The organism is Thermosynechococcus sp. PP555 (assembly GCF_031583225.1).
GTDB lineage: Bacteria > Cyanobacteriota > Cyanobacteriia > Thermosynechococcales > Thermosynechococcaceae > Thermosynechococcus.
Window position 1 is genome coordinate 1,188,286 of the sequence record NZ_CP134168.1, and the last position, 26,987, is coordinate 1,215,272.

Genomic DNA, 26,987 nt, shown 5'->3' on the forward strand with positions numbered 1-26,987 from the left:
CCCAGGGATTTGGACTATTCTTGACTATTCTTGGGGCGTGGTTTGGCCACATGGGGCAGTCCCCAGCCCAGTTTTTGCCGCAGCACATGGAAGAATTCTGGCGCACGCAGGCGAATGAAGCGGGCACGGTAGGGGGCACGTTGTACAAAAACTTGATCCTCCGGCTGAATGTAGCAGCCCGCATTGCCATCCACCACCAGAATGAGGTGCTTGAAGGGGTTCGCCGGATAGATCCACACCGGTTCGCTGTTGGCAAAGACAAGGGCACGGGAGGCTAAAGAGTGGGGACAAATGGGCACCAATTGTAAAGCCGCCACACCGGGGGTAATCACAGGGCCACCCGCCGAGAGGGCATAGGCCGTAGAACCGGTGGGGGTGGAGAGAATCAAGCCATCAGCAGCAATATCCACGCGGGCATGGGCACCCACATCCACTTCAAAGTGGCACATTCCCGTCAGGGGTTCTTTGTGGATCACCATTTCATTGAGGGAGAGGGCTTCCCAAATAACGGTTTGATCGCGGAGAACTTGAACCGTGAGCATCGTGCGATCTTCAATCGTGTAGTCGCCGCGCAGCACTTGATCAAGGGCAGGTTCTAAATCGGCGACATAGCCCTCGGTGAGAAAGCCCAAGTGGCCGGTGTTGATGGTGAGCAGCGGAATCTCACAGGGAGCCAACTGGCGAAAGGCAGAAAGCACAGTGCCATCGCCGCCAAGAACAACCGCAAAGGCCATGGAAGCATCAAAGCCGGGGGGCACCAGTTGATCAATGGGGGTATGGCAGACGGGACTATCGGGACGGGAATAGCCAAGAATGCCACCAATCCCCGTGGCCATGTGCACTTCCCAGCCCTGAAGCTCTAAGATTTGACGGACATGGGTAGCCAATTCGACCGCAAGGGGTTTGCCTTCGTTGTAGATGATCCCCGCCTTCACAGCAACTCCTAGGGGGTGGACTTAAAGGGACTGCGTTTTTTGCGTCCAGATTTTTTCTGTTTGGCTTTTTCGTAATCCAATTCTTTGAGTTTACGCAGAATTCGGGTGAAATAGTCCTGTAAATAGGCCTCAAGGGTCAGGGTTTCGCTGGGATCGAGGTCAAAGGTGCGATAGACTTCCTCCATCGGGGCATTGAAGACTTGACCACTGGCAATCACTTCCGTAAAGGCAAGGCGATCGCTAATGTTCCATGTCCACTGAAACCACTGGGTGGCCTGCCGTGCGGCTCGCAAAACCCCAATGGGCAAGCGAGTAATTTTTGCCTCCTGCCCTGAGAGATTTTCACATAGCTTAATAATTTCATCGGCTGTCCAAGCGCGGGTGCCCGCTAGATCAAAGGTTTTGCCATAGGTGGCAGGCCGATCAATGGCACGCACGGCAAATTTGGCCACGTCCTGAGTATCCATGTAGGCAATGGCGGTGGACTCTCCCAAAACCCAAATGGATTGATTTTCCAGAATCGGGATCGCATATTGGCCAATCAAGCCCTGAAAGAAGCCACAGGGACGCAGGATCGTGTAGTTTAGCCCTGATTCGCGCAAGAAGTCTTCGGTACAGTGTTTGATTTGCATCAGGGGCACGTGGGGATAGTCCTGCGCTCCCATAATCGAGAAAAAGATCAGGTGCTCAATATCAGCAGCTTGGGCAGCCTGAATCAAGTTGACTTTGCCTTGCCAATCCACTGCTTCGATGGTTAGGGTATCGGTGGGGCGAGTGGCAGAGGCATCAATGACCACTGAGGCCTTGGCGTACTGCAATGCCTCAAGAATACTGTCAGCAGCACAGAGGTTTCCCTGCAGAATGGTGGCGCCCCATTCCCGCAGAAACGTGGCTTTGGCTGGACTGCGGACAAAACAATAGACCTGATGTCCTTCATCTAAAGCGCGGCGCACAATTTGCCGCCCTAGGGTACCCGTACCGCCAACAATAAAAACGTTCATGAAAAACTCTAGTCATAAATCTTAACTTTTGTAATACTTTATCAGAATTCCCGACACGGGCGATCGCGCAGCGTGTCCTACGGACAATCGCGGGGATCATCTTGAGCAAACGCAGACGGATTAAGTGGCAAAGTCTTCACAGTGGAGCGTTTCCCATGTTTTGCGCCCCGTCACGGGATTAGTGCCACTGGCAACGTTGCAGAGCTTGCGTTGGGCGTCTTCCCGCAGTTCCACATCGGTAAAGTCAGCACCGGTGATAATGGCATCGTCAAAGTTGGTATTAAAGGCAAAGGCACCTTCAAGGATGGCATTGGTGAGATTGGCCTTGGTCAGCCGTGCGGTGTCCAATGTGGCGTAGCGTAAATCGGCACCTTCAAGGTTAGCCGTTTCCATGTTGGCACCAAAGAAGCTTACCCCCTGAAGATTGGTGTGGCTGAGGTTACTGTGGAAGAGGTTGGCTTTTGTGAATTCCGACCCCCGCAGATCCCGCCCGGAAAAATCCATATTGATCAGGGCTTCTTTCGTGTAATCTTCGGCGATCGCCCCCGTGGGGGTGAGCAGAATCCACAGGATGGCCAATAGCAATGCTACACACCAGCGCCAGTAACGGCTAATGGTTGTCGTGACAGCCGAGAATGAGAGTAGCATAGGCAACACTAGAGTTAATGTGAAGTGTCTATTGTTCAGATTATCAGCATGGAGATTTCTGAGGCCGAGTGGGTACGCGATACCTTTATTGATGATGGCTATGCCGAAGGCTACTTTCTCATGGGGGAAGGCGATCACCTAGAGTGGTACACCAGCCGCCAGCGGGCATTGATTCCCCTCGATGAGCGGTTTTGCTATCCGAAGTCTTTGCAGCGAGTGCTCAATCAAAATCGCTTTCAAGTTGCGATTAACCGGGACTTTGCTGCTGTGGTTGAGGGGTGTGCCGATCGCCCGAGTACATGGATAACACCCCGTCTTAAGGATGTGTACCATCTGCTTTACGGCACAGGTTGGGCAGTAAGTTTTGAAACGTGGCAGGGCGATGAACTGGCAGGGGGCATTCTCGGTATTGTGATTGGCGGCGCATTTATCGGCGAGTCCATGTTCTATCGCATCCCCGACGGCTCGAAAGTGGCGATGGTGAAACTGGTGGAGCATCTGCGGCGTCGCGGCTTTCTGCTGTTTGATGCCCAACTGCAAAATCCCCATCTTGAGCGCTTTGGGGCGTATGTTGTCAGCGATCGCGAGTATCGGCAGTTATTGGCACAGGCAATTCGTCAACCCTGTCAATTTCTCTAATGCTCTCAGACCAGTGCCTGCGTCAATTATCTATCAAAAACAATTAATCTATTCTTAAACCAAACTTAGTCATAAATTAGTCATCAATACACACATTATTGAGAATGTTTTTGAGCAGAAAAGCTATACTGTGATTCAAGACGCACTCCCTTCAAAAAAATGATGACTTTGCGCTGGCGAAACCGCCCTTTGTTGCCGCTCCTTTCTGTGGTGGCCGGTTTGATGTTGACGCTGGCGCCGTCGCCGATTCAAGCCTATGTGCGCTTCCCTGATTTACCCGATACCTACGTCAACGATCTAGTGAAGGTGTTAGAGGATCCTCAGCGGGAACAGGTTCGCTCCGAACTTCAAGCGTTTCATCAACGCACGAATCAGCAAGTCCTACTGGTAACGATTCCTTCCTATCGCGATTACAGCAACCAACACTCAAGTTTTGAAGCCTTTGCCACGGATTTATTTAACCATCGGGGCGTGGGTAGCCGTTGGCGCAATGATGGCGTGATGATGTTGGTTGCCCCTGGCGATCGCAAGGTGCGGATTGAATTGGGCAGTGCCTATGGCAGTGGTTGGAACCCACGCATGCAAACCGTGATTGATCGCTATATGCTGCCGGACTTTCGCCGGGGCCAGATGGCGCAGGGCATCATGAATGGGGTGCGTGCTCTGCTCAATGAACTGGGGACCAATCAGTTGACCACCTCCAGTAGCTCTGTCCCCTCAACTTACACCAGCACTGCCGGCGGGGACATTATTACGGGCATCTTCATCATTGTTGGTCTGATCATTCTTATTCCTTCCAGCATCATTTCTGCGATCGTCAAGTTTATTTTCAATAGTTCCTCCAGCTATGACGACAGTTACTCGAGCCGCAGTGATGATGAGGGTGGGCATTCCTCAGGTGGGGGGGCTTCGGGCAGTTGGTAACTGGATTCACCCCTACTAGAATTGAAGGCCAAAATGCTAAAATAGCGTCGTTCCGTAGCATATGAGACACGCTCTTGACGCAGGCGACGAATCTTCCGGGCATTGATTCCCCCCAAATTGATGAGTTTTTGCAGGAATTAGCGACAATCCAAGACTCTGGTCCGAAGCGGATTGCGCTCCTTGGCTCGCGTCACGTCCCGATTACGCATCAGCACCTCATTGAAATGATGAGCTATGCCCTCGTGCTGGCGGGTAACCGCTTGATGACCTCAGGTGCGGTGGGAACCAATGCAGCGGCAATTCGGGGAGCCATGCGGGCAGACCCCAATTTGCTAACGGTGATCTTGCCCCAAAGTCTTGAGCGCCAGCCTCGCGAGTCCCGCCAACAACTGGATAAGGTGATGCACTTGGTGGAGAAGCCCGAAAACGATCACCTGCCCCTCGCAGAAGCCAGTTCCCTCTGCAATCAGGAAATTATTTCCCGCTGCCAGCAACTGATTTGTTTTGCTTTTCACGATAGCCACACACTGCTGCAAACCTGTGAACTGGCGGAAGAGCAGCATAAGGTGGTGACGCTCTTTTACTTTGATTAACCGCGGACGGTTTTCCCCACCTAGGGCCATTGAGTCCCTATGCCAGAATAGGAGCAGGATTCAAGGTTGATACGCCATGAGCGGCTTCTACAACTGGTATCGGAATGTGTTGCGGCATCCTAAATATCGCTGGTTGATCATTGCCGCCAGCTTGATCTATTTGCTCAGTCCTCTGGATATTTCACCCGATCTAGTGCCGATCATCGGTCAATTGGATGATGTCACGGTCATGGTGATCCTTGCCAGTGAGCTAACGCAATTGCTGGTGGAGCGGATTAAAAGCCGGCGATCGCCCAACATCACCACCACGGTAGATGTGGAAGCAGAGCAAGTTTAGGGATTAATCCCGCGATCGCAAGTCACTGCCAACAGAGCGCAGCAGCCAGCGGTTTTGCACATAACTCAGGGCACCGTTAATGAGTGCGGCGGCCATCAAGATGCCAATCGCAGGCATAAAGAGGGGTTCCCAGAGGCTGATCCAGAGATCAAAGCCAAGGGGTAGCGCCAAGGAGCGCCCTACAAGGGCAACCACAAACCAGCCAAAGCTAGCCAAGACAAAGAAGGTATCCGCCACCAAGAGCCAATTGATCACGTCCCGCAGCCGTGCCATAGCTATCCCCCCAATACCCACTGTTTGACGCGGGCAAGGGTCTCCCAATCGGGTTTGCGCTGCAGGCCGTCGGCAAAGTTATCGATGACCTCTTGGCGCAGCTCAGCGACAGCAGCAACAACGGTTTGCGCCAATTCAATGTGGGGACGAACCCCCTTTTGGCCTGTTTCTAGCATCGCTACCGCAAGGTTAATGCGGGCTTGGGGGTCTTCAGGATTTAGCTTGACCGCTTTTTGGGCGGCCTTCAGGGCAGATTGGGGCTTGTCATCGAGGAGATAGAGCCACGCTAAGCACGTCCAAGCGGCGCTACTTTTTTGAGCACGCTGGCAAATCTCTTTGAAGGTGGGAATCAGTTCTCCAGGCGGTGCCCCTTCTTTGTAGCGGGCGATCGCCGCCTCAAATTGACGTTCAACGTCACTCACGGGTTGAGATGTGGTCAAGGGCAGGACTCCTTAGGCAGAAAATGAGGTACCACAGCCACAGGTTTGGGTGGCATTGGGATTCGTAAACTTAAAGCCGCCACCAATAAGGGCGTTGCTGTAGTCGAGCACCAAGCCATAGATGTAGAGCATACTCTTGGGATCGGAGACCACTTTGAAGCCATCATAGTCAAAGACTTCATCATCGGGACGGATATTGGCGGGGTCTTCAAAGTCCATCGTGTAGGACATGCCGGAGCAGCCACCCCCTTTGACGCCGACCCGCAAACATAGGTCTTTGCCGTGCTTATCGCGGAGTTCAAGCACGTGCTTGAGGGCAGCTTCGGTCATCATGATTCCCTTGGCGGGTTGTGTGGCCTGTGTCATCACCCACTCCTGAAAGACTCCAAACTTTATCGTAGCAAGTTCAGCGGTGGCTCACCATCTCGTGGGCACGCTTAAAGGCTTCGTCAAGCACCTCCGAGAGGGTGGGATGGGTGTGGACATTAAAGGCTAAGTGGCTCACGGTTTGGCGATCGCGAATGGCATTGGCGGCCTCTTGAATTAAATCCGAAGCATGGAGACCAAAGATATGCGCCCCCAGTAGCTCGCCCGTATCCACACGGAAGATCACCTTGGCGAGGCCATCGGTTTCCGTTTCCGCCAGTGCCTTGGAGTTGCCCTTAAAGTAGGTACGTGCCACTTGTACCTCAAAGCCTTCTTTTTCCCCTAGCTCACGGGCTTGGGGTTCCGTCAAGCCGACAAAGCTCATTTCCGGATGGGTAAAGGCCGCCGCAGGAATACTGCGATAATCCACTTGGCGCGGCCGCCCGACAATTGTTTCAACAACAGCAATCCCCTGCGCCGAAGCGGCATGGGCAAGCATCATTTTCCCCGTGGCGTCACCGATCGCCCACAGGTGGGGAACGGGTTTCCCTTTTTTCGTTACTGCCAAATACTCATTGACGGGGATAAAGCCACGCTTATCGGTGTTGACGCCCACACTCTCTAGGCCAATATCTTGAGTGGCGGGAATGCGACCGGTGGCCACAAGGCAGGCATCCACCTCTAGGACATCCACCACTTCTTTGGTTTTGGCATCCGCCAATTCAATGACCACTGGACTACCGGGAATCACCCGCTTGGCTAGGGTACCGCTGTAGGTTTCAATGTCGCGAGGGGCAATCAAGACCCGCTGTGCCTGTTTGGCAATATCTGGATCAAAGGTGGGCATGAGTTGATCCAGTGCCTCAATCATGGTCACTTCGCAACCCAAGGCGGTGTAAATATCGGCAAACTCTAGGCCAATATAGCCACTGCCAATGATGGCTACCCACTGCGGCAACCAATCCAGCTTAATGGCATCATCACTGGTATAAACGGTCTTGCCATCCACTTCAATGCCGGGGGGAACCCAAGGGACTGAGCCGGTGGCAATAATGATGTCCTTGGCCGTAACCGTTTTCTCACCCGTGGGGGTGGTAATGCTGACTTTCTGACACCCCGCTACTTTGCCCCGACCAATAAGGGTGTCTACGCCAAGGCGCTTGAGGCTGTTTGTCAGATCACTGCGGATTTTTTGTACCAAATTGGCGGCATGGGCAGCCACACCCGCGCGATCCACATTCACCTGCCCCAGTTGAATCCCCAAGGCTTGCCAATGACTGGCTTGACGCAGTTCTCGTACCCGTCCGGCTGCCGCAAGGAGTGCTTTTGAGGGAATACAGCCGCGATTGACGCAGGTGCCCCCCATTTCTGCGGCTTCGACAATGGCCGTTTTCAGACCGACGCTGACGGCATGCAGGGCAGCCCCATGACCCCCCACACCCGCACCGATAATGACGAGATCGTAGTCAAAGCTCAAGGACGGTTCTCCCCAACAGCATTTTCCTAGCTTATCAAAGGGCGTCCCCGCTGAGAACTTAGACCTTTTGGCTATAGGCGGTTAGGGGTTCCTTGATCCAGCGAATATAGAGGTGTTTGAAGGTGGACTTGAGGACACGCGGCGCACCAAAGTCAATGGGCATCATCTGCTGGGGTAGTTGCCAGTCTCGAACAGCTAATTCGTGGGGCTGTGCCAAGGGAAATGTAATCTCACTCAGCTCATAGTTGTAGCCAAGGGCGGTGGCGGCACGTTGGGTAGGAATGCGCTCAGGATCCACATTCAGGATAGCCACGAGGGCGCGATCGAGGGCAAAGACATCACGACTGGCACCCAAAATATTCAGGGGGCGCGGCGTTCCCCCACTGGGGCCATTGCCTTCATGGCCAATAATGCCATCCACAATCGTGAGGTCGGGGGCGATCGCCCGTGCAGTTTCGACGAGCATGCGGCCAAAGCGATCAGCATCCTTACCCGCTTCCATATGCCACCATGCCTTCATTTTGCCGGGGACACAGCCAAAGAGATTCTTGACCCCAAGGGTGAGGGTGAGTTGCACATGGGATTTCACCTTGGGTAGGTTAATGACGACATCGGCGGCCATCGCTTCTTTGCTCAGGCGCAGGTGGGCAAATTCAGGATTGTCCGTAGCATAGCGATCGCCATGGAATTCAATGACCGGTAAATTCAATTCCTGAATAAAGGGCAAATAGCCATTGTTGCGGGCGACCCCCAATGCCGAGCCAAAGGCAGGTCCATCCCCTAGGAAGGGTTGTCCCCCCACCGCCTGCACCATTTTGGCAACGCAATAGACCAGTTCTGGGCGAGTGACGCATTCGTGTTTTGGTCGTGCGCCGGTGAGTAAGTTCGGCTTGAGCAGCACGCGATCGCCCGGTTTGACGATCGCCGCCATTCCCCCCAAGGGCGCTAGGAGTTCCTCAAGGGACGCACTGAGACGGTCAAGGTCATAGGATGTTGCCCGCAGTAAACTCACGCTTGGCATCGGAGGCTCCTTGTCACTGGCATTGTTTCTCAACAGTGTGCCACAAAGATAAAATTGAGGCTTTGCAATCCCTGCCCAATGATCCTCTCAAACCAACATTAGATGATGAAAAAGATGCAAAAAGATACGATAGAGAAGAGACATGTCTGCTAACGAGCGATCGCGAATGCCCCAAGGCCTTGAGTCAGAATTTCGGCAGCAGGTGGATCGCCTGCATCGCTTTACCGTTCTCATGCGCTGGAGTGTGGTGCTCTTTCTTTGGCTGACGGTTGGCACATTGAGTCTCTGGGGCTTCCGTTATGAAATTAGCCTGATGCGCGAGCATTTTACGTGGGCAGCGTTGCGTTATGGCATTCTCTTCAATCGGCTGCCGGCGATCGGTTTGGCGCTGTGCATTGGCATGACCCTGAGCGTTCTCTACTGGCAGACCCGCAACATTTTCTGGGGCAGATCCCCCAAGTGGCAGCAACGCCTAGAAAAACAAGTCCTGCGCATTCGTCAACAGGGGCAACGCCATCCCCTATGGCATTGGGTGTGTCGGCAGTAGCAAATCCCCTAGGGGTGCCGGCACCGGCAAAATAATGAGCAATAGCAACACCAGTGCCATCAAGCCAAGGGCATCGCGCCAGTTATCCAATTCACTGACATCATTGAGGGCAGGTTCATCAAAGGCGGGCATAAAGAACAGGATCAAAGCCCAGACAAAGAGCCACGGTTGGATAAAGGAGAGAATCAGCACCAGTAAACGGCTGACTTGGCCAATGACTGCCCCCGCCCGATGACCATACATCGCATGGACAATGTGCCCCCCATCCAATTGACCCACCGGCATCAAGTTCAAAGCCGTCACCACCAAGCCCAGCACTCCCGCCACTGCCATCGGATGGAGGTGTAGCGCACTATCACTCTTGAGGGCAGCGCCAAAAATGGCTTTGGCAATCAGGGCAAAGAGAATCGAAATGCGGGGACTAAACACTTGGGGATTGAGGGGCTGCTCGGAAGCATTGGCGGGCAGTTGTACCACCTCGGACTGCTGTAGTCCCCAAACTAGAATCGGTAGGGTCACGAGCAATCCCGCAAGGGGACCCGCCATACTGATGTCAAAGAGGGCACGGCGATGGGGAACGGGCGATCGCATCTGGATAAAGGCCCCCAGTGTGCCCATGGCAAAGGGTAGAGGAATAAAGTAGGGCAGCGTTGCTTTGACGCGGTAATACCACGCAGTGGCAAAGTGTCCCAGTTCATGGATGCCCAAAATCAACAGCAGACTGACACTGTAGGGCAACCCCTGCCAGAGCAAACTGGGATTGAGTCGCAGTTCCGCCGCCGTCAGCTCAGGCGCCACGAGTGCCAAGCCAGCAACCGTTGTCGTCAGAAACGTTAAAGCCAATAGTCCAAGGCTGAGGCCGGGACGAAAAAGCTGTTGGGGCTGGGGCAAGCGATCGCGGGGAATCAAGGCAAAAAAGGGCTTATTACTCAAACCCATTTGAAACATGACCAGAAAGCGATCGCCAAAGCGTTGGGCAATATTGCGCTCCACGGTTTCATAGACTTGGTTCGCATCCCCGCGCATTTGCCCCCGGCAGATCACCGCCTGCGGACGATACTCAATTTGTTGCAGATAGTACATGCCCCAAGGGAAACAGCTCTGCAATTGCGTTTCTTCATCCTGATTGAGGAGCTTGCCATTTTCCGTCGGTGTGGGCGGTGGGGGTGTGGGTGGTGCCGCTGGTAAGGAGGGCTGGCCTCGGCGCAAAAGCACAAGATAGAGCACCGAACTGGTGACAAAAACAAGGATCAACCATCCCGACGGCACAGGGGTATTCCCTAAAAGCAGCATCCAACCTCCAATAAAAAATGCTGGCAACATCAGCACTAGCCATAGGAGCCACCAAGGGGTTTGACTGACACGGGCAGCACTCTGGCGGACAATAAAGACCAAGATCAAACCCAATACAATAAGGGAAATCCATGTCATGATTTCGATCCCTGTGGCTCAACAACAGAAACCGCCCCGCCTTGTATTGCCCATGGTTTACGGGTTTCCACCAAACCGCGAGACGCTGGGAGGCACTGCTTATCTCATTGTAGAAAATGATGGCAATACCCTTATTGATTCCCCCCCTTGGACAGAGAGCAGCCAAAATTGGCTCAGGGAGCAGGGTGGCGTTCAGCGCCTCATCCTTACCCATCGAGGGGCGATCGCCCGCGTTCGTGAGCTGCAGCGCACCTTTAACTGTGAAGTAATCATCCATGGTCAAGAAGCCTATCTTCTACCCCAAGTGACCGTAACCCCGTTTAACCACCATCTAGCGATTAGTGAAACCCTCGAAATCCTCTGGACACCCGGTCACTCCCCCGGCAGCGCCTGTGTCTATTGGTCTGGCCAAGGGGGTGTTCTCTTTAGCGGTCGTCACCTACTCCCTACGCCGACGGGAGAACTGGCACCGATGAAAACGGCGACCACCTTCCACTGGCCGCGACAACTGCGCAGTGTTGAGACATTAAAAGCCTTTTGTCGGCAGAAGTCCCTGAGTTATCTCTGTCCGGGGGCAAATATTGGTTTTCTGCGGGGGACACTGGCGATCGCCAACGCCCAAGCCATTCTGCAAGAAATCCCTGTTGATAACCTTTTGGCTAACAAGGTTTAATGTTTCCTTAATTTCCCTATCAGGATAATACAGGTTCGGGAAAAGGAACTTGGAGAGATCGTTAAACCCCACTTGGATCAAGACTTGCATCCTCTATAGTGAAGGTAGGCAGAGGGAATAAGCCCAAGCAATACCAAGGCAAACAAAAACAAAGTTAATTGTTGGTGCTGTTCTCTCTGTAAATCATCCCGTGGGCAATCTAAAACCTTAAGAAATACAGGAGGATCAGCGTATGGCACTCGTTCGTTGGGAACCGTTCCGCGAAATCGATGCGCTACAACGCCAAATGAACCGTCTATTTGATGAATTGATTCCCTTGACCGAACGTCGCAGCGATCTCAGCTTCTTGCCGGCAGCCGAACTCGAAGAAACGCCTGATGCTTTGCTTCTAAAAATTGAACTGCCCGGCATGGAGGCCAAAGACCTCGACATTCAAGTGACGGCGGATGCCGTCTCTGTCAGTGGTGAACGCAAATCTGAAAGCCAAAGCGAAAGCAATGGTATCAAACGCACCGAATTCCGCTACGGTAAATTCCAACGGGTCATTCCTCTGCCAGTGCGGATTCAAAACACCGATGTCAAAGCCGAATACAAAGATGGCATCCTGCACCTGACCCTGCCGAAAGCGGAAGAAGAGAAAAACCGCGTCGTCAAAGTAAACCTTGGCTAATCCGCCACTTTCTCGGCCAAACGGTCAAGGTTGTTGAACAGATGATGAAGCTCCCCCAGCTATGGGGGATTTATTTTGGGCGTCAGTGAAGGTGAGAAAAAACTAGGAAGCTAAGGCCACCTCAACCAGTTGTTGCAACTCACCACTTTGGTATAGCTCAATGAGAATGTCCGAGCCACCAATAAACTCACCATTGATAAACACTTGGGGAATCGTTGGCCAGTTGGAATACTCCTTAATCCCTTGGCGAATCTCAAAATCCTCAAGGACATCCACCGTTTCATAGGGAACACCGAGGGCATTCAGGATTTGCACCGCATTGTTGGAAAACCCGCATTGGGGCATGAGCTTGCTGCCCTTCATAAAGACAATGATTTTGTTGCTTTTGACGAGGTGATCAATTTTGGCGTGGAGTTCGGGTGTCATCGTTGGCTTTCCCTCTTGAGTTCACAAGTTACAAAAGAACAGCAATAGATTGCATTCTAAATCACTGGCGTTGTGCCCATTGCTGGGGGGTATAGGTCTTGAGGGCAAGGGCGTGGAGTTCATTGCTAGCCATGAGATCCTTAAGGCTGCTATAGACCAATTGGTGCTGCTGCACCAGTCGCTTACCCTCAAAGGCAGCAGAGACCACTACAGCTTCGTAATGATCGCCACCCCCGGTCAAATCTTGCACTTGAACAAAGGCATCGGGCAAGCTGGATTGAATTAAGGTGGTTAGTTGTTCAGGGGTAACCATAGATAATTATTTATTCCTAGCTGGAATCAAGAACCAGTTAATCTATCTCCTTTAGTCTATCGCTAAATGTTAAGTTGTTGGGGTCTGGAGGGGATGGCACTGACGGAGGGCACGCACCAAGTCTTCAAGGTTAATGGGCTTGCTCACATAGTCATCCATACCTGCATCTAAGCAAAGCTGGCGATCGCTCTCCATGGCATTGGCGGTCATGGCAATAATTCGCGGACGGGGTTGGTTCAGCTGTTGAAACAGATTAATCACCTCACGGGTAGCCGTTATCCCATCCATCTCCGGCATCTGCATATCCATCAAAATCACATCATAGGGCTGCCGTTGCACCGCATCCAGCACCTCCAAACCATTGGCAGCAATATCACCGCGATAGCCCAATTTTTCTAAGATGCGCAGTGCCACCATTTGATTGACTTTGTTATCCTCGGCAATGAGAATCCGCAGCGGCGGCAGACCGGCTTTTAAGTCTTCAAAGGATAGGGCAGCCGCTGGCTTAGGCGATACCGTTGTCGGCTTTTTGTCAAATAAATGGTTAAGGACATTGTACAGGGTGGACTGTTTGACCGGCTTGCTGATCAGGGCAGAGAATAAAGCAGTTTCCGACTCTGGCAGTGTATTGCCTAGGGAGGTTAGCAGAACCAGGGGCAATTGCGTGTAGGTGGCGCGAATTTTACGAGCAAGGGAAATGCCATCCATCTCCGGCATTTGCAGATCTAAAATGGCCACATCCGGCAGGGCTTGTTGTTGAAGCAGCACAAGGGCCTTGGGGCCACTCTCAGCCACAAGGGGGTGCATTTTCCAGTTTTTGGTTTGTAGGGCCAGAATTTGCCGGTTAGTAGCATTGTCATCCACAATGAGCACACGCCGATTTTCAAGATGGCCGACCCCCCTGCTCTCTTTGGAAATGGCTCGCGGATTGACGAGAAATTTGACAGTAAAGTAAAAAACAGAGCCACTTTCTTCAATTGGGATCGAGTCATAGTTGGCTGGGGGTGTGCCGCCAACGGCCAAAGGATCTGTGGCCGTTTTACTTTCTACCCAAATTTGCCCCCCCATATGCTCCACAAGGCGTTGACAAATGACAAGGCCCAAACCTGTGCCGCCGTAGTGGCGAGTGGTTGAGGCATCCACTTGCATAAAAGGCTGAAAGAGGCGAGCCATGCCCCTTGGCGAAATGCCGATGCCCGTATCCTGAATGGCAAACCAGTAGGAGTAATAGGAGGGCATAAACTCATACTGGCTCATTGGTGCAGGCATGCCCTTAAGGTAGAGGGTCACATTGCCACCTTGGGTAAATTTGATGGCATTGCCCATGAGATTCACCAAGACCTGCCGCAGCCGCCCCATATCACCAATGACCTCATAGGGAATCCCTGGCTCAATATGGGCAGCTAGTTCCACCTGGCGATCGCTGGCTCGACTGGCCAAAAGGTCGAGGACTTCTTCGACACAGTCACACAGGTTGAAGGGATAGCTCTCTAACTGCAGCTTGCCCGACTCAATCTTAGAGAAATCGAGAATATCATTGATGATGGCGAGTAGAGCGTCACCACTGAGGCGAATGGTGTTGACAAATTCCCGCTGTTGGGGATTGAGGGGGGTATCCAGCAGTAATCCAGTCAGGCCAATGATGGCATTCATTGGGGTGCGAATTTCATGGCTCATGGTGGCTAAAAACTCACTCTTGGCCCGGCTGGCTTCCTCAGCAGCCCTGCGCGCTTGCTCTAGGAATTCCTGCTGCTGGATCATTTGGGAGATGTCTTCCCAAGTGCCGACAAAGCGATCTTTGCCACGGCTTTGCTGCAGAGGAATAATCCGCGCCCTAATCCAGCGACTGCTGCCGTCTTCTTGAACCACCCGGAAGCGCTCGTTGAGGGGTAGCCTCTTTCGCTGGCAGGCGACCCATGCCTTCAAGACGCGATCGCGATCTTCAGGGTGCAGGCGTTCTATCCACTGTTGTTCGGCTTCCTCCAGACTGTTGACGCCCAACAGGTCTAGAAGTGCCTGATTCAAAAAGGTGGGTCGTCCCTCGGCATCTAGGGTAAAAATGCCCACCGGCGCCATTTTGCTGACACTACGAAAGCGCGCTTCACTTGACTTTAGGAGTTCTCGCAATTGCTCTTTGCGCTGGCGATCGCGGGCAATGATCAGGATAGCACCACCCACCAAAACGGATAGGGCAGCAAAGAGGACAAGGAACTCCTGATGTAGGCGGCGGTTGTATTGCGCCAACTGGGTGTCAGAGAGCCGCGAAACCAACCACCAACGGGTGCTGCTCCAGTCACGAGCTGAATTGGTTGCTCGATCGGCAGAAAGGTAGTTGGCCTTTAGGGGAAAAAAGGCTTGATAGATAAATAGCCCTTGGGGGCTTAATAGGCTGCCTCGAGGCCGTCGTTGCATTTGTTGCCACAGCAGCGGATATTGATTGCGGATCGTAAACTGCTGTCGCTCAGGATAATAGAATCCCCATTCCTGGTGATGATTTTCTGCAATGAACCAATAGCCTTGGTCATTTGCTAGGAGGCAGCTGCTGTTCCCTAGATTGCAAGTGTTGATCAACTGATTGAGAAGGTGGCTGGCGCGGTAACGAACCAGCAAAACCCCCCTTGGTGCTGCTTTTTGGTACAGGGGTACCCCAATATACAAAACAGGTTGAGCCAAGCTGAAACCGGTGCCCTCTATTAAATCCAAGGGGGAAACAAAAATCTGGTTGGGGGTCAATCGCTGTAGGATAGGCCAGTAACGGTCAATTGTCTTGGTCGCAGCGGCATCCGTTGCTTTGGGTGTGGCATGCCACTGAAAACGCACCCTGCCCTCTGGATCAAGAAAATAAAATTGATCATAGTGTTTTTTGAGGTGTTGCCATGCTGCCAGTACTGCCTTTGCCTTTTTGTGAGCCTCTTCTCCAGCAGAAGCCTCCATTAAATTAGACAACACCTGCAGTGCCATCAGAGCTCTCAACTCTTCAACCGCGTCATCTAAGATCATTCTTAGAAGCAGCCGGCTGCGCTCTAGTTTATACTCCTCCTGCAGTTGTAAGTCCTTCAGAAGGGCATGGCGTTGACTAAAATACAGGGGTGTTAACAGAGCGGCAATGACTGCTGTTGTGGGCAAAAATAACTTAATAAAAGAGAAAAGAGGAAAGCGAAACATGGACGTTCTCGCTGGCGGTGAGGATGATTTTTCCTGATCAACAGGGAGATGCCGATACAGCGCCCATTCATTAGTGTATCGTGGGGAATGGAGTTGATGGTTAAAAGGGGTGTAAGACCATGATTGAACCTTTACTGTGCGGCATTGTGCTGGGGCTAATTCCAGTCACATTGGCGGGGTTGTTCTTTGCTGCCTACCAGCAGTACAAGCGCGGCAGTCAATTTGAGACCTAAGTTGAGGGGTAAACTCAAGCCTGATTCTGCGAACAACACGCCTATGGCTTTGCCTGTTGTTGCCGTTGTAGGACGCCCCAATGTGGGCAAGTCCACCTTTGTCAATCGCTTGGCCGGGGAACGGGATGCCATTGTCCACGATCAGCCCGGTGTAACCCGCGATCGCACCTACCGCCCAGCCTTTTGGCGCGATCGGGAGTTCTTGGTGGTGGATACTGGCGGACTCGTCTTTGACGATGACAGTGAGTTTCTCCCCCTGATTCGCCAACAGGCGGAACTGGCTCTGCAGGAGGCAACAGCTGCAATTTTAGTGGTAGATGGCCAAGCAGGATCCACTGCCCTAGACTATGAGATTGCGGCTTGGTTGCGGCAGCATCCTGTCCCCGTTTTGGTGGCGGTCAATAAATGCGAATCTCCTCAAATGGGTCAGGCGCAGGCGGCAGAATTTTGGGCGCTGGGTCTAGGGGAACCCTACCCCATTTCCAGTATTCATGGCAGCGGTACGGGGGAATTGCTGGATCAGTTGATGACCTACTTACCCGCAGCGGCAACGCTCCCCGAGGCGCCGGAAATTCAGGTGGCCATTGCTGGGCGTCCCAATGTGGGGAAATCCAGTTTGCTCAATGCCTTGATTGGGAGCGATCGCGCCATTGTCAGTCCGATTTCAGGTACCACCCGTGACGCCATTGATACCGTGATTGAACACAATGGCACCCAGTACCGCTTCATTGATACCGCCGGCATTCGTAAGCGGAGTCATGTGGCCTACGGGCCTGAGATGTTTAGTGTGCATCGCGCCTTTAAGGCGATTCACCGCTCCGATGTCGTGCTGTTGGTGTTGGATGCCCTCGAAGAAATTACGGAACAGGATCAGCGCTTGGCGGGGCATATTGCCGATCAGGGGCGTGCCTGTGTCCTAATTGTGAACAAGTGGGATGCCGTTCCCGAAAAGGATACCTATACGATCAATACCTATCGCGATCGCCTGTATCAGCGATTGAATTTTCTGGAGTGGGCAGATGCCCTCTTTGTCAGCGCCCATACGGGTCAACGCCTCGACAAAATTTTTGCAGCAGTAGATGCAGCGGTTGAACAACATCGGCGCCGCGTCAGTACAGCCGTAGTCAATGAAGTGATTCAAGAAGCCCTACGCTGGCACACGCCCCCCGCCACTCGTCAAGGTCGCCAAGGCAAAATCTACTACGCCACCCAAGTGGCCACCCAGCCGCCAACATTTGCGATTTTTGTCAACGATGCCAAACTCTTCAAGGACAACTATCGCCGCTACATTGAAGGGCAAATTCGCCAACAACTGGGATTTCGAGGCACCCCCATTCGTCTCCTTTGGCGCAGCAAAAAGCCGCGTGAAGCTGCCGAATTAGCAGTCCGCTAACCCTGTTAGAGTGATCGTTGATTATGAGAGGCGCTTCAGAACAGCGGATAGCTGATCACTATAAACAATTTCGTAATTTTTTGGCGTTTGTAGGAAGGCAGCAAGTTCCTGAGATATTTTGCCTGTGAAGGGATCGACTGAAACCGCTAAGTAATCATAGTTTTGTAAATTACTCTCTTGAGGCTTCCATGTTGCAGGTGATCCTGCATCAGTCACCTCGTTGCTAAAAGGAAAGTTGACAAGTCCATAGCTGCGGAGACCCACATTGAGAATCTTTTTGTTCTCTATATTCTCCTGTACCCATTCATAAATACGACTCTGATAATTCGATGGATAAAATAATATCCCTGAAAACCCAGGTAAGCCTCTAGGCGGGTTGTAGTTGAGTATCTGTATTAGCAATAAAGTCATGCAGATAGCTGCAATAGAGCTAATAAATAAATGATTGGTTTTATTCGTACATTGAGAGTTTATATGAAAGTGGTTAAAGAAATTGTCAATTATGAGCAATAAACTTCTAAACCTTTTATTAAATAATATGTTCATGAAGGTAATACTAAAGTAGGCGATTAAAATAATCACTGTAATAATATAAACAAGGCCATGGCGCAATTGTAGATGAAAGTAGATGACCTCCCCAGCATAATAACCCGCACTGTAGGGTGTAAGTATCCAAGCGATAAAGCCAATAACGTTCATCTGAACCAAGTGCTTTAAGCTTGTGTTTCTAAATCGATTATTAAAAAATAGGATGATAAAAGATAAAGTGATGAGAACTGAGAATAATAGCAGCCTTCCATTGGGTGCCTTATAAATTTCTAAATTAAATAAGTTTCTAGAGATTGATAAATTTATGCCACTCTTAACAACATCATCTTCAAATAAACTGCCCAGAAGATATAAATTCCTGAAATACCAAAAGCTGCTAATGATAGCTATAGGCAGCAACCAAGTCAATATTGAGTGATAGAAGAGTTTAAGATAGCCTTTTTTTGTTATCCTTACTGCGTAGTTAGTTATTAAATTATAAACGGTGATTATAAAGATACCGGTAATGTAATAGATAGCGTTAGGTTTAACACCCAAAGCACATCCAAAACTAACCCCTGACCAAAATAAATATGGATATCTGAAGGAAGCTCTCCTATTTTTAATAGACCTTATCCATGCCCATGAACCTATCAAAACCCAAAAAGCTAAGGTAATGTCATTTCGACCAATATCAAAGAAAATAACTTGAGTATCATTTATAGAAAGATAAATCAACAAGAAAAACAAAAAAGTAAAATACAGTGATAAGCCGTATCTCCAGCGTCTTAAATCGCGTAGTATCAGCAGCGCTACGAGTACCGTGCTAAGATTTAATACCAGAGATGTTAAGCCTAGAGCAGCGTCCTGTTTTAAGAGAGTTAAACTCCATAAATTAATTAATTCATTGCCACCGGGGTATTGGCTAAAAGTGTTTCCAAGTTTCCACAAACTCATGGTTTGCAAATAGGTTACAGCACTAGGTAAGTGATAAGTAACAACATCCCAACTCAGGGGATGAACAAATATGACCTGTAGATATAAATCATAGACTAATTGCCTAAAATAAAATAAAAATAGAGAAGTTATAGTGATAACTAGTATCCAACCTTTTTGATTTAGCACAGCATACTTTTGAAAAGATGTAGTAAAGATACTTATTTTGTTAAAATTAAAAAATAAAGTTATTAAAATGAATAACCCCAAAACAAGACTTCCTACAAATAGAAGGCTAGGATACAAGAGGTTAATAGCTCCTAAAATTAGGGTAATAATAGTAATTTGAAACAGGGTTAAGCTAATAAAAACAGCTAAGCAGTTAAGCGGTTGCCGAGGGAAAAGAATCGTGCTTGCGATCGCGCTCGATAAAGTAACTATCAACGAGGAACTCAAATAGGTAATCATTATTCCTGTGATACTTAGCGTTCAACTTTTTTCACTAAACTAAACTTCCCACTCTGGCCATCGTCACTCATCTCAATCTGGCCAACGTAAAAGAAGCGTTGCAGCACTTCGCCTTCAGGGGTAAAGCGAATTTCCCCAAGGGGGGTTTCATAGACTCCCTTGAGAATCTCTTGATTCAAGGCCTGACGCAAATCGGCAAGGGGCAATTCCGACAAGTTCTTTTCTTGGGACAGTCGTGCCAAGGAGTCCGCAAAGACTTGAACTGCCGTAAAGGCTTGAGCACTGAATTGAGAGGGGGCTTGACGATATTTGGCTGCAAAGGCGTCGCGAAACTTGACATTCATGGGATCGGGGTTTTCAGGATTATAGGCCTGAGCCACCAGAACGCCATTACAGAGGCGACGACAAACGGGGAAGAGGTTGACTGTGTTGACGCCATTCCCGCCCAAAATTAGGCCTTGGTAGCCCAATTCCCGTAGTTGGCGAATCAAATTGCCGCCGTCGGCTGCTAAGCCGGAGATAACAATTAAATCAGGTTTGAGATTGAGGGTGGCATTGATTTGGGCTTGGAAATTGGTATCCGTGGTTTGGGTCTGCTGTACAGTCACCAGTTCAAGCTTGGGGTTCTCGCGAATGGCCTTTTGAAAAATCTCGGTTTCTGAGCGACTAAAGGCATCGTCTTGGGCAAAAAAGACTGCCACTCGGCGAATGTTGGGATTAATCTCAAGGGCTGCTTGAATTGCCGTGGGCGCCACCACATCCACCCCTGCGGAGACGCGACTAATGAAGGCACCGATTTCGGGAATGCCACGGGCGGTATTGGAAGGAGCCACCACGGGGACACCAGCCTGCTCGGCAATAGGATCGGCACTAAAAGCCTGCTGCGAGAGGGTGGGGCCAACAATGCCAATCACGCGATCGCGATTGATTAAGGTTTGAAAAACATTCACTGCCCCCGCTTCATCACTGCCGGTATCCTGAATCACCAGCCGTAGGGTCTGCCCCTTGATCTGGCCGGCTTGGTTGAAAAACTCCCCGGCGACTTGCACCCCCTGTAGAGCCTCTTGGCCGTAGAGAGCGGCATTACCGGTTTGAGCGAGGGCAACCCCAAGGGGTAATGCATTGTTGCTTACTGAGGGAGACTCCGTTGCGGTACAGCTACTGAGGGCGATCGCCCCTAGTGCAAGTAATAACCAGCGATACTTCCCCGCCAATTAGACCCGTGCCTCCAAGGACTTCAGGTATTCCGTATTCACCCCCGACTCACGGACAAGGGCAATTTTACCGGTGCGGGCAATTTCGCGAATCCCAAATTTATTCAGCATTTGGACAATGGCCACCATCTTGCCGGGGTCACCGGAGACTTCAATGGTCAGGGAATCATCGGACACATCCACCACCTTGGCACGGAAGATTTGTACCAGTTCCAAGATTTCAGAGCGGGTGCTGGCGGTGGCATTCACCTTCAGGAGCATCAGTTCCCGTTCCACACAGGGAATCGTGGTAATATCCTGCACCTTGAGGACATTGATCAGCTTGTAGAGTTGCTTGGTCAATTGCTCAATGATGGCATCGTCGCCGGGCACCACCATCGTAATGCGGGAGATGCCAATTTGCTCCGCAGGGCCTACCGCTAAGCTCTCAATGTTAAAGCCACGCCGCGCAAATAAACCGGCAATGCGAGTGAGCACACCCGCCTCATCTTCCACTAAAACCGATAGGGTATGTTTCATAACTGGGATTGAATCTTGCTGCCATGCTGGGATGCTGATTCTCTCTAGTTTAGCGGACAAGCCGACACTCTGCGAAGAGGCGCTGGGCAATGCGAAAGAGTTCCTGCCCAGTGTGCAAATAGCGATCGTCGTAACTGTGGCTAAATTGCTCTAGCTCATCGAGACCATCCACCAGTTGATTCAAACAGTAATAGAGGTGGGCTGCCACCTTGGCCACAGCAGCGGGGTTGGGTTGGGCTTGGAACGTATAGCGGGCGCGGGTGAGGGCGCGACGACAGTCCTGCAAGTAGGTAAGGAAATGATCCATGAGGTCATCATCAAAGGGATCAGCTGCAAGGGCATCAATCTGGCGGGGGAGCGATCGCAAGACCGCCTCAATAATCCGACTCACGGGGTTGTAGGTGAGGGTCAGCCATTGCTCTAGCTCGCGATCGGCAGCTTGGGAACGCTGCACATCAGGCTGAGCGGTTGTTTGCTGGACACGGTGCTGGGCATCATAGGCCTGCCGACACTGCTCATCCCCCAAGATTTCATAGGCGGCGTTAATGGCGGCCATCCGCTCATGGCTGGAGCGATCGCTAGGATGGTAGTCGGGGTGATACTGCTTGACTAAGCGGCGATAAGCGGCCTTAATCTCGGCTTGGGTAGCCGTTACTGCCACCTGTAGTGTCACGTAGGGATTGGGCTGGGACATCGAAATGGTGAGAAGACCTCCATATTTAGGTTAAAGTGCTGATTTGGCGGTGTCGAGAAATGGTTATCTATGGAACTGCAAGAACGCCTTGGAGGAGTCAATATCTATCTGGTGGGCATGATGGGTGCCGGTAAAACCACCACAGGTCGCATCTTGGCGCAACGCTTGGGCTACAGGTTTGTGGATACAGATGCGGTGATTACAGAGTTTCGCCAACGACCCATTCGCGAAATTTTTGCCCAAGAGGGGGAGGCTGCTTTTCGGGAGTTGGAACAACAGGTCTTAGCACAAGTCTCTAGTTACCATCATTTAGTCGTGGCCACCGGTGGCGGCATTGTCCTCAACCCGATGAACTGGAGTTATTTGCGCCATGGCATTGTGGTCTGGCTTCATGTCCCCCTTGCGGTCCTCTGTCAGCGCCTGCGCCAAGATCAGGAACGTCCCCTGTTGCAGGATCAGCCCCTTGAGGAACGCTTGAGTGAACTGCTGCAAGCGCGTCAATACCTCTATGCGCAGGCGGATTTAGAACTGGCGATTACGGCTGAGGATACCCCAGAAACGGTGTGCGATCGCCTGTGGGAAACCCTCCCCAATATTTTGAAACCCATAGAGCCATCATGCTAGAAGTTCTAGCGATTCTTTCAGCAGCAGCGGCCGGCGGGCTACGACTGGCACTGCCCCTCCTGTTGATTGGTCTATTGCAGGGGGAACAACTGTGGTCACAGGTGCCTTTACTGCGCCATTTTTCCCCCTATGGCGTGGTTGGTGTGTTAGCCGCTTGGTCGTTTCTGGAGATCTTCCTGTCCCGCAATGTCTGGGGCTACCGCCTGATTATCCTTGTACAACTGTGCTTTAGCCCCCTTGTGGGTGCCCTCCTTGGCATGACCGTGGCAACAGCAACAGAGACACCCCAGTGGCTCATTGGTACCCTGAGTGGTCTTTTTGCCTTTGTGTTGCAATTGGTGCAGGTGGGTTGGTTTTATCGGCTGGGGAAGTTACCCCGCTGGGTGATTGTCGGGCAGGATATCCTGTGTATGCTGTTAATTTTATTTGCCCTCAGGGCACCCAAGCAGGGCGGGTTAATTGCCTTACTCCTGTTGTGGTTGGCCGTTCGCAGTGCTAAGGATTGGCAACAACGACATCAGCGCTCCCGCCGCCAACGGCTAAATTCCTAGGACTTGTGCTAAAGTCTCTCTAGCGTGGCAGGAGGATGTGAATGTGAACCAGCAAGCATTCATCGCAACAGCAATGATTAGTGCAGCGCTTACCAGCGGTGCTGCTTTTGCCATGCCCTCCCCCATGCAGCAACTGGTGCAAACCAATGCTTGTCCCGGCTGTGATCTGCGGAATGTCGATTTACGGGGCTATAACTTAGCAGGGGCAAATTTGCGCGGCGCCAATCTTCAGGGCGCCAACCTCCAGGATACTAACCTCATGGTGGCCAATTTGGTCGGGGCAAATCTGAGTAATGCCAACCTCACCGCCGCTTATTTAGAACGAACTAACCTAGAACAGGCCAATCTCAGTGGTGCTAACCTGAGCCGTGCGATTTTGCGCCATAGTCGTGCCCGCCGTGCCAATTTCAACAACAGCAACTTAACGGGAGCCGATGTCCGCTATGGGGATTTTCGCCGCGCCAATCTCAACGGTGCCACTTTTGAGCAAGCCAATATGCAGTGGGCACGGTTAAACAATGCCACGGTTAGTCAGACCAACTTTAGCGATGCTTACCGTCCCCGTATGCCCTATCGCCTCAATCTCCACTAGGCGCTAGGGGTAGCGCTCATCAGTTCGTAGGGCACCTTTGTGCCCCCAAGGCCGCAGTAGCCATTGACATTGCGATGGAGATATTGCTGGTGGTAGGGTTCGGCAAAGTAAAATTCGGGCGCTGGTAGAATTTCAGTGGTGATCGTGCCATAACCGGCGGCTTTTAGGGCTGCTTGGTAGCGATCGCGACTGGCCTCGGCAAGGGCTTTTTGCTCAGGGGAATAGTAGTAAATACCGGAGCGATACTGCGTCCCCACATCGTTGCCTTGGCGCATGCCTTGGGTGGGGTCATGGTTTTCCCAAAAGACCTTGAGCAATTCCTCATAGGTCACCTTCTGGGGGTCAAAGACCACGCGCACCACCTCGTTGTGACCTGTCATGCCCGTACACACCTCTTCATAGGTGGGATTGGGGGTATAGCCGCCAGCATAGCCCACAGCGGTGACATAGACCCCCGGCACCTGCCAAAACTTGCGCTCAGCCCCCCAAAAACAGCCCATACCAAACATGGCTAACTCCATGCCTTCGGGATAGGGAGGGGTGAGGGGATGACCATTCACAAGATGAGCCTCTGGCACGGGCATGGGTTCTGCTCGGCCGGGTAGAGCGGCACTGGGGCTAGGCATTGTCAACTTTTTGAATCCGAAGAATCCCATGGCTGATGTTCACTCAATAGTTCACTACGCTTTTATATTCTGACGAGCTTTTGGGGAGTCGTGCCAGAAGTCACAGCGTTCTAGTTTGCTGCTTGCTGACGCTCCCATTCCTGTAGGGGGCGCTGGAGGGCATTTTTAAGATCAAGGGGCACGAGGGTCACCGTCATTTTTTCGCGCGGTTCCGCTGGCGGGTCAATTTCCGCGTAGAGCTTGAGGCCGTCAAAGGTGGTGTCTCCCAAGTGTAAACGGTGCTGCTGGCCATCTTTAAGGGTGATATCCACAGTGGCCATGGGGGGAGCAAGGCCATAATCCCCGGCACGTTCAGTAGGTACATCGAGAGAGCGATCGCGCTGACCCGTGGCCAATAAGTTTAATAAAAAGACAACCGTGCCCTCTTCTGCGGGGGTTTGCTTTGCCCGATCAATTACCCAGTTACCTGTAGCCAACTTTTTCAGGTTGAGGCTGTAATCAGGGGCAATAATTTTCAAGGCCACCACATCCCCTTCTTGAAAGCCAAAAAGAGGTTTTTTGGCCGCTGTATCATTGCTATTGGGAGTCGGTAACTGTTTCTCAAAGAGATAGAGACCGCCACCCAAAATGGCCGCCGTTGTTAAAAGAACGAGTGTTTTTGTGCGGATGCCACTTGCCATAGCCTATCAATTATAGACTCATTGATAGGGGAGACTCTCAAGCCCCCTGGCGCAACTTATCCAGCACTGACCGATCTTCCAATGTTGAAGTATCCCCAGATACCTCTTGGCCAGCTGCAAGGGAACGCAGGAGCCGCCGCATGATTTTGCCCGATCGCGTTTTGGGCAGGGCATCGGTAAAGCGAATCTCCGCCGGCCGTGCCAAGGCACCAATTTCATTGACAACGTGCTGCTTTAATTCCTGTTGGAGGGCATCGCTGGGGGTAGCCGACCCGTCAAGAATCACAAAGGCAACAATCTCTTCTCCCTTGACCTCGTCGGGTTTACCAACAACGGCTGCTTCAGCAACAGCAGGGTGAGAGACCAATGCCGATTCAATTTCCATCGTGCCCAAGCGGTGACCGGAGACATTGATCACATCGTCAACCCGTCCCATCACCCAAAAGTAGCCATCTTCATCCTTGCGGGCACCATCGCCAGCAAAGTAAACGTATTGGCCATCGCGAGGCGGAATGTGTTCCCAATAGGTGCGGCGGAAGCGATCGGGATCTCCGTACACGGTTCGCATCATTCCTGGCCAAGGGTGACGAATGACCAGATACCCACCCTCATTGACCCCCACGGGGTTGCCTTCCCGATCCACCACATCGGCAAGAATCCCCGGAAAGGGCTTGGTGGCAGAACCGGGTTTCATGGGAATTGCCCCCGGTAGCGGTGTAATCATGTGCCCCCCAGTTTCTGTCTGCCACCATGTATCGACAATGGGGCAGCGTTCACCGCCAATGACCCGGTAGTACCACATCCATGCTTCGGGGTTAATCGGTTCACCCACGGTTCCCAAGAGGCGCAAAGAAGAGAGGTTCCGTGCGCGGGGCAAGTGTTCGCCCATTTTAATGAAGGCACGAATAGCCGTGGGAGCTGTGTAGAAAATAGTCACCCCATACTTCTCAATCACATCCCAGAAGCAACCGGGATTGGAGGCGCGGGGTGCCCCTTCATACATGAGGGTGGTTGCCCCATTGGACAGCGGCCCATAGACAATGTAGCTGTGACCCGTAATCCAGCCAACATCAGCGGTACACCAATAGACATCGGTATCTTGGAGGTCAAAGACCCATTGAGTGGTGATGTGGGTGTAGAGGTTGTAACCCGCTGTGGTGTGGACAACGCCTTTGGGTTTGCCGGTGGAGCCAGAGGTGTAGAGAATAAAGAGTAAATCTTCGCTGTCCATGGGTTCGGCAGGACAGTCAGCGCTGACCCCCTTTTGCAGATCATGCCACCAGTGATCGCGACCGGGCACCATGGTCACTGGCTGCTGCGTGCGCTGCACCACCAAGACATGTTCAACGCTGGGAACTGCCTGATTGGCTAGGGCTTTATCCACTTGATCCTTGAGGGGCACAATGGCATCTTTGCGCCAGCCACCGTCAGCCGTAACCACCAGCTTGGCTTGGGCATCAATGAGGCGATCGCGCAAAGCTTCGGCACTAAACCCCCCAAAGACCACTGAGTGGGGGGCGCCGATCCGCGCACAGGCCAACATGGCAATGGCTGCCTCTGGAATCATCGGCATATAGATACCGACGCGATCGCCCTTTTTCACCCCCAGTTGCTTGAGGACATTGGCAAATTGGCAGACTTCGCGGTGCAGTTGGGCATAGGTGAGGGTGCGGCTATCACCAGGTTCTCCTTCCCAGATCAAGGCTGCTTTATTCTTGCGCCAAGTCTTGAGGTGGCGATCCAAGCAGTTGTAGGTGATGTTGATTTTGCCATTGACAAACCACTTGGCATTGGGGGGCTGCCAATCCAGCACCTGATCCCAAGGTTGAAACCACTCTAATTCCTGTTGTCCCAATTCGCCCCAAAAGGCAGCGGGATCGGCTTTGGCCTTTTCGTAGAGGGCATTGTAGGCCTCAAGGGAATTGATCCGCGCCTTGGCCACAAAATCAGCGGGGGGATAAAAAAGGCGGTTTTCCTGAAGAATGGATTCAATCGTGGGATGACTCATCCGTTTTATCCGTGGCAGCAAGATCTATCATAGGGGCGATCG

The 26,987-nt window shown here is 51.8% G+C and carries 31 protein-coding genes; 12 read left to right on the plus strand and 19 right to left on the minus strand.

From position 1 onward, the window contains the following. Positions 1-14 precede the first annotated feature (14 nt). The 3 genes from RHH27_RS05630 to RHH27_RS05640 all read right to left on the minus strand — a co-directional run bounded on the left by RHH27_RS05630 (position 15) and on the right by RHH27_RS05640 (position 2,584). Positions 15-935: an NAD(+) kinase gene (locus RHH27_RS05630; protein ID WP_206201433.1), complete on the minus strand. Its 921-nt coding sequence runs from the start codon at positions 933-935 to the stop codon at positions 15-17. An 8-nt stretch (positions 936-943) separates the two neighbouring features. Continuing rightward, positions 944-1,936, minus strand: a complete 993-nt coding sequence (locus RHH27_RS05635; protein ID WP_149817603.1) for an NAD(P)H-binding protein — start codon at positions 1,934-1,936, stop codon at positions 944-946. Positions 1,937-2,056: 120 nt separating this feature from the next. Continuing rightward, positions 2,057-2,584 (minus strand): pentapeptide repeat-containing protein, encoded by a 528-nt coding sequence (locus tag RHH27_RS05640; RefSeq protein WP_302679067.1) that lies wholly within the window; start codon positions 2,582-2,584, stop codon positions 2,057-2,059. A gap of 48 nt (positions 2,585-2,632) precedes the next feature. On the opposite strand from RHH27_RS05640, the gene aat reads away from it, so the two are divergent. The 4 genes from aat to RHH27_RS05660 all read left to right on the plus strand — a co-directional run bounded on the left by aat (position 2,633) and on the right by RHH27_RS05660 (position 5,077). After that, the gene (gene aat, locus RHH27_RS05645) at positions 2,633-3,223 is read left to right on the plus strand and encodes a leucyl/phenylalanyl-tRNA--protein transferase (protein WP_206201435.1); all 591 of its coding nucleotides are present in this window, start codon (positions 2,633-2,635) and stop codon (positions 3,221-3,223) included. A 159-nt stretch (positions 3,224-3,382) separates the two neighbouring features. Beyond that, positions 3,383-4,147, plus strand: a complete 765-nt coding sequence (locus tag RHH27_RS05650; protein WP_206201436.1) for a YgcG family protein — start codon at positions 3,383-3,385, stop codon at positions 4,145-4,147. A gap of 74 nt (positions 4,148-4,221) precedes the next feature. Next, a complete protein-coding gene (locus tag RHH27_RS05655) occupies positions 4,222-4,740 on the plus strand; it encodes a hypothetical protein (protein ID WP_024125793.1) in 519 nt (172 codons plus the stop codon). A gap of 76 nt (positions 4,741-4,816) precedes the next feature. Beyond that, positions 4,817-5,077, plus strand: coding sequence for a YkvA family protein (locus tag RHH27_RS05660; RefSeq protein ID WP_206201437.1), 261 nt, complete (start codon positions 4,817-4,819; stop codon positions 5,075-5,077). 3 nt (positions 5,078-5,080) lie between these two features. On the opposite strand, the gene RHH27_RS05665 is transcribed toward RHH27_RS05660, so the two are convergent. The 5 genes from RHH27_RS05665 to RHH27_RS05685 are packed head-to-tail and all read right to left on the minus strand — an operon-like array spanning position 5,081 to position 8,654. Further along, positions 5,081-5,350, minus strand: coding sequence for a hypothetical protein (locus RHH27_RS05665; RefSeq protein WP_206201438.1), 270 nt, complete (start codon positions 5,348-5,350; stop codon positions 5,081-5,083). A gap of 2 nt (positions 5,351-5,352) precedes the next feature. Next, complete coding sequence (locus RHH27_RS05670) at positions 5,353-5,790, minus strand: M48 family metallopeptidase (protein WP_225901669.1); 438 nt, start codon at positions 5,788-5,790, stop codon at positions 5,353-5,355. Positions 5,791-5,802: 12 nt separating this feature from the next. Beyond that, positions 5,803-6,156, minus strand: a complete 354-nt coding sequence (locus RHH27_RS05675) for an iron-sulfur cluster assembly accessory protein (RefSeq protein WP_206201439.1) — start codon at positions 6,154-6,156, stop codon at positions 5,803-5,805. 40 nt (positions 6,157-6,196) lie between these two features. Beyond that, positions 6,197-7,633 (minus strand): dihydrolipoyl dehydrogenase, encoded by a 1,437-nt coding sequence (lpdA, locus tag RHH27_RS05680; protein ID WP_302676517.1) that lies wholly within the window; start codon positions 7,631-7,633, stop codon positions 6,197-6,199. Between the two features lie 58 nt (positions 7,634-7,691). Then, a complete protein-coding gene (locus RHH27_RS05685; protein ID WP_302679069.1) occupies positions 7,692-8,654 on the minus strand; it encodes a DUF362 domain-containing protein in 963 nt (320 codons plus the stop codon). Positions 8,655-8,796: 142 nt separating this feature from the next. Between RHH27_RS05685 and RHH27_RS05690 the strand changes: the two genes are divergently transcribed. Further along, positions 8,797-9,201 (plus strand): hypothetical protein, encoded by a 405-nt coding sequence (locus tag RHH27_RS05690; protein WP_149817595.1) that lies wholly within the window; start codon positions 8,797-8,799, stop codon positions 9,199-9,201. On the opposite strand, the gene RHH27_RS05695 is transcribed toward RHH27_RS05690, so the two are convergent. Next, on the minus strand, positions 9,175-10,632 hold the full coding sequence (locus RHH27_RS05695; protein WP_206201442.1) for a site-2 protease family protein: 1,458 nt from the start codon (positions 10,630-10,632) through the stop codon (positions 9,175-9,177). The genes RHH27_RS05690 and RHH27_RS05695 overlap by 27 nt on opposite strands. Here RHH27_RS05695 and RHH27_RS05700 point away from each other — a divergent pair. Together RHH27_RS05700 and RHH27_RS05705 are read left to right on the plus strand one after the other, a co-directional pair. After that, positions 10,631-11,305: an MBL fold metallo-hydrolase gene (locus RHH27_RS05700; protein WP_206201443.1), complete on the plus strand. Its 675-nt coding sequence runs from the start codon at positions 10,631-10,633 to the stop codon at positions 11,303-11,305. The two genes, RHH27_RS05695 and RHH27_RS05700, sit on opposite strands and share 2 nt — an antisense overlap. Positions 11,306-11,537: 232 nt before the next feature. Beyond that, positions 11,538-11,975, plus strand: coding sequence for an Hsp20/alpha crystallin family protein (locus tag RHH27_RS05705; RefSeq protein WP_206201444.1), 438 nt, complete (start codon positions 11,538-11,540; stop codon positions 11,973-11,975). A gap of 102 nt (positions 11,976-12,077) precedes the next feature. Here RHH27_RS05705 and grxD read toward each other — a convergent pair whose 3' ends face one another. From grxD to RHH27_RS05720, 3 genes are all read right to left on the minus strand, one after another. After that, a complete protein-coding gene (gene grxD / locus RHH27_RS05710; protein ID WP_181496364.1) occupies positions 12,078-12,401 on the minus strand; it encodes a Grx4 family monothiol glutaredoxin in 324 nt (107 codons plus the stop codon). 61 nt (positions 12,402-12,462) lie between these two features. After that, on the minus strand, positions 12,463-12,714 hold the full coding sequence (locus tag RHH27_RS05715; RefSeq protein WP_149817589.1) for a BolA family protein: 252 nt from the start codon (positions 12,712-12,714) through the stop codon (positions 12,463-12,465). A gap of 69 nt (positions 12,715-12,783) precedes the next feature. Next, entirely contained in the window at positions 12,784-15,879 is a 3,096-nt protein-coding gene (locus RHH27_RS05720) for a response regulator (protein WP_310742769.1), read from the minus strand. Positions 15,880-15,998: 119 nt separating this feature from the next. Between RHH27_RS05720 and petG the strand changes: the two genes are divergently transcribed. Then, the gene (gene petG / locus RHH27_RS05725) at positions 15,999-16,112 is read left to right on the plus strand and encodes a cytochrome b6-f complex subunit V (RefSeq protein ID WP_149817584.1); all 114 of its coding nucleotides are present in this window, start codon (positions 15,999-16,001) and stop codon (positions 16,110-16,112) included. A gap of 43 nt (positions 16,113-16,155) precedes the next feature. Further along, positions 16,156-17,505: a ribosome biogenesis GTPase Der gene (gene der / locus RHH27_RS05730; protein WP_302679071.1), complete on the plus strand. Its 1,350-nt coding sequence runs from the start codon at positions 16,156-16,158 to the stop codon at positions 17,503-17,505. Positions 17,506-17,526: 21 nt separating this feature from the next. On the opposite strand, the gene RHH27_RS05735 is transcribed toward der, so the two are convergent. From RHH27_RS05735 to RHH27_RS05750, 4 genes are all read right to left on the minus strand, one after another. Continuing rightward, on the minus strand, positions 17,527-19,239 hold the full coding sequence (locus RHH27_RS05735) for a hypothetical protein (RefSeq protein ID WP_302679072.1): 1,713 nt from the start codon (positions 19,237-19,239) through the stop codon (positions 17,527-17,529). Positions 19,240-19,451: 212 nt separating this feature from the next. Beyond that, positions 19,452-20,651 carry an ABC transporter substrate-binding protein gene (locus RHH27_RS05740; protein WP_302679073.1) on the minus strand — a complete coding sequence of 400 codons (1,200 nt, stop codon included), beginning with the start codon at positions 20,649-20,651 and terminating at the stop codon, positions 19,452-19,454. Beyond that, on the minus strand, positions 20,652-21,170 hold the full coding sequence (ilvN, locus tag RHH27_RS05745) for an acetolactate synthase small subunit (protein ID WP_149817577.1): 519 nt from the start codon (positions 21,168-21,170) through the stop codon (positions 20,652-20,654). It abuts the gene before it with no gap. Positions 21,171-21,219: 49 nt separating this feature from the next. Then, positions 21,220-21,864, minus strand: a complete 645-nt coding sequence (locus tag RHH27_RS05750) for a J domain-containing protein (protein WP_302679074.1) — start codon at positions 21,862-21,864, stop codon at positions 21,220-21,222. A gap of 69 nt (positions 21,865-21,933) precedes the next feature. On the opposite strand from RHH27_RS05750, the gene RHH27_RS05755 reads away from it, so the two are divergent. From RHH27_RS05755 to RHH27_RS05765, 3 genes are all read left to right on the plus strand, one after another. Beyond that, complete coding sequence (locus tag RHH27_RS05755) at positions 21,934-22,488, plus strand: shikimate kinase (RefSeq protein ID WP_302679075.1); 555 nt, start codon at positions 21,934-21,936, stop codon at positions 22,486-22,488. Then, positions 22,482-23,039, plus strand: a complete 558-nt coding sequence (locus RHH27_RS05760; RefSeq protein ID WP_149817571.1) for a DUF4126 domain-containing protein — start codon at positions 22,482-22,484, stop codon at positions 23,037-23,039. Before RHH27_RS05755 ends, RHH27_RS05760 begins: the two co-directional genes overlap by 7 nt. Before the next feature lie 73 nt (positions 23,040-23,112). Beyond that, a complete protein-coding gene (locus RHH27_RS05765; protein ID WP_206201450.1) occupies positions 23,113-23,631 on the plus strand; it encodes a pentapeptide repeat-containing protein in 519 nt (172 codons plus the stop codon). On the opposite strand, the gene msrA is transcribed toward RHH27_RS05765, so the two are convergent. The 3 genes from msrA to acs form a co-directional block, all read right to left on the minus strand. Further along, entirely contained in the window at positions 23,628-24,287 is a 660-nt protein-coding gene (msrA, locus tag RHH27_RS05770; RefSeq protein WP_149817567.1) for a peptide-methionine (S)-S-oxide reductase MsrA, read from the minus strand. The genes RHH27_RS05765 and msrA overlap by 4 nt on opposite strands. Before the next feature lie 80 nt (positions 24,288-24,367). Beyond that, complete coding sequence (locus tag RHH27_RS05775; protein ID WP_302679076.1) at positions 24,368-24,937, minus strand: DUF4340 domain-containing protein; 570 nt, start codon at positions 24,935-24,937, stop codon at positions 24,368-24,370. A gap of 37 nt (positions 24,938-24,974) precedes the next feature. Then, positions 24,975-26,945 (minus strand): acetate--CoA ligase, encoded by a 1,971-nt coding sequence (acs, locus tag RHH27_RS05780; protein WP_302679077.1) that lies wholly within the window; start codon positions 26,943-26,945, stop codon positions 24,975-24,977. Positions 26,946-26,987: the final 42 nt, after the last annotated feature.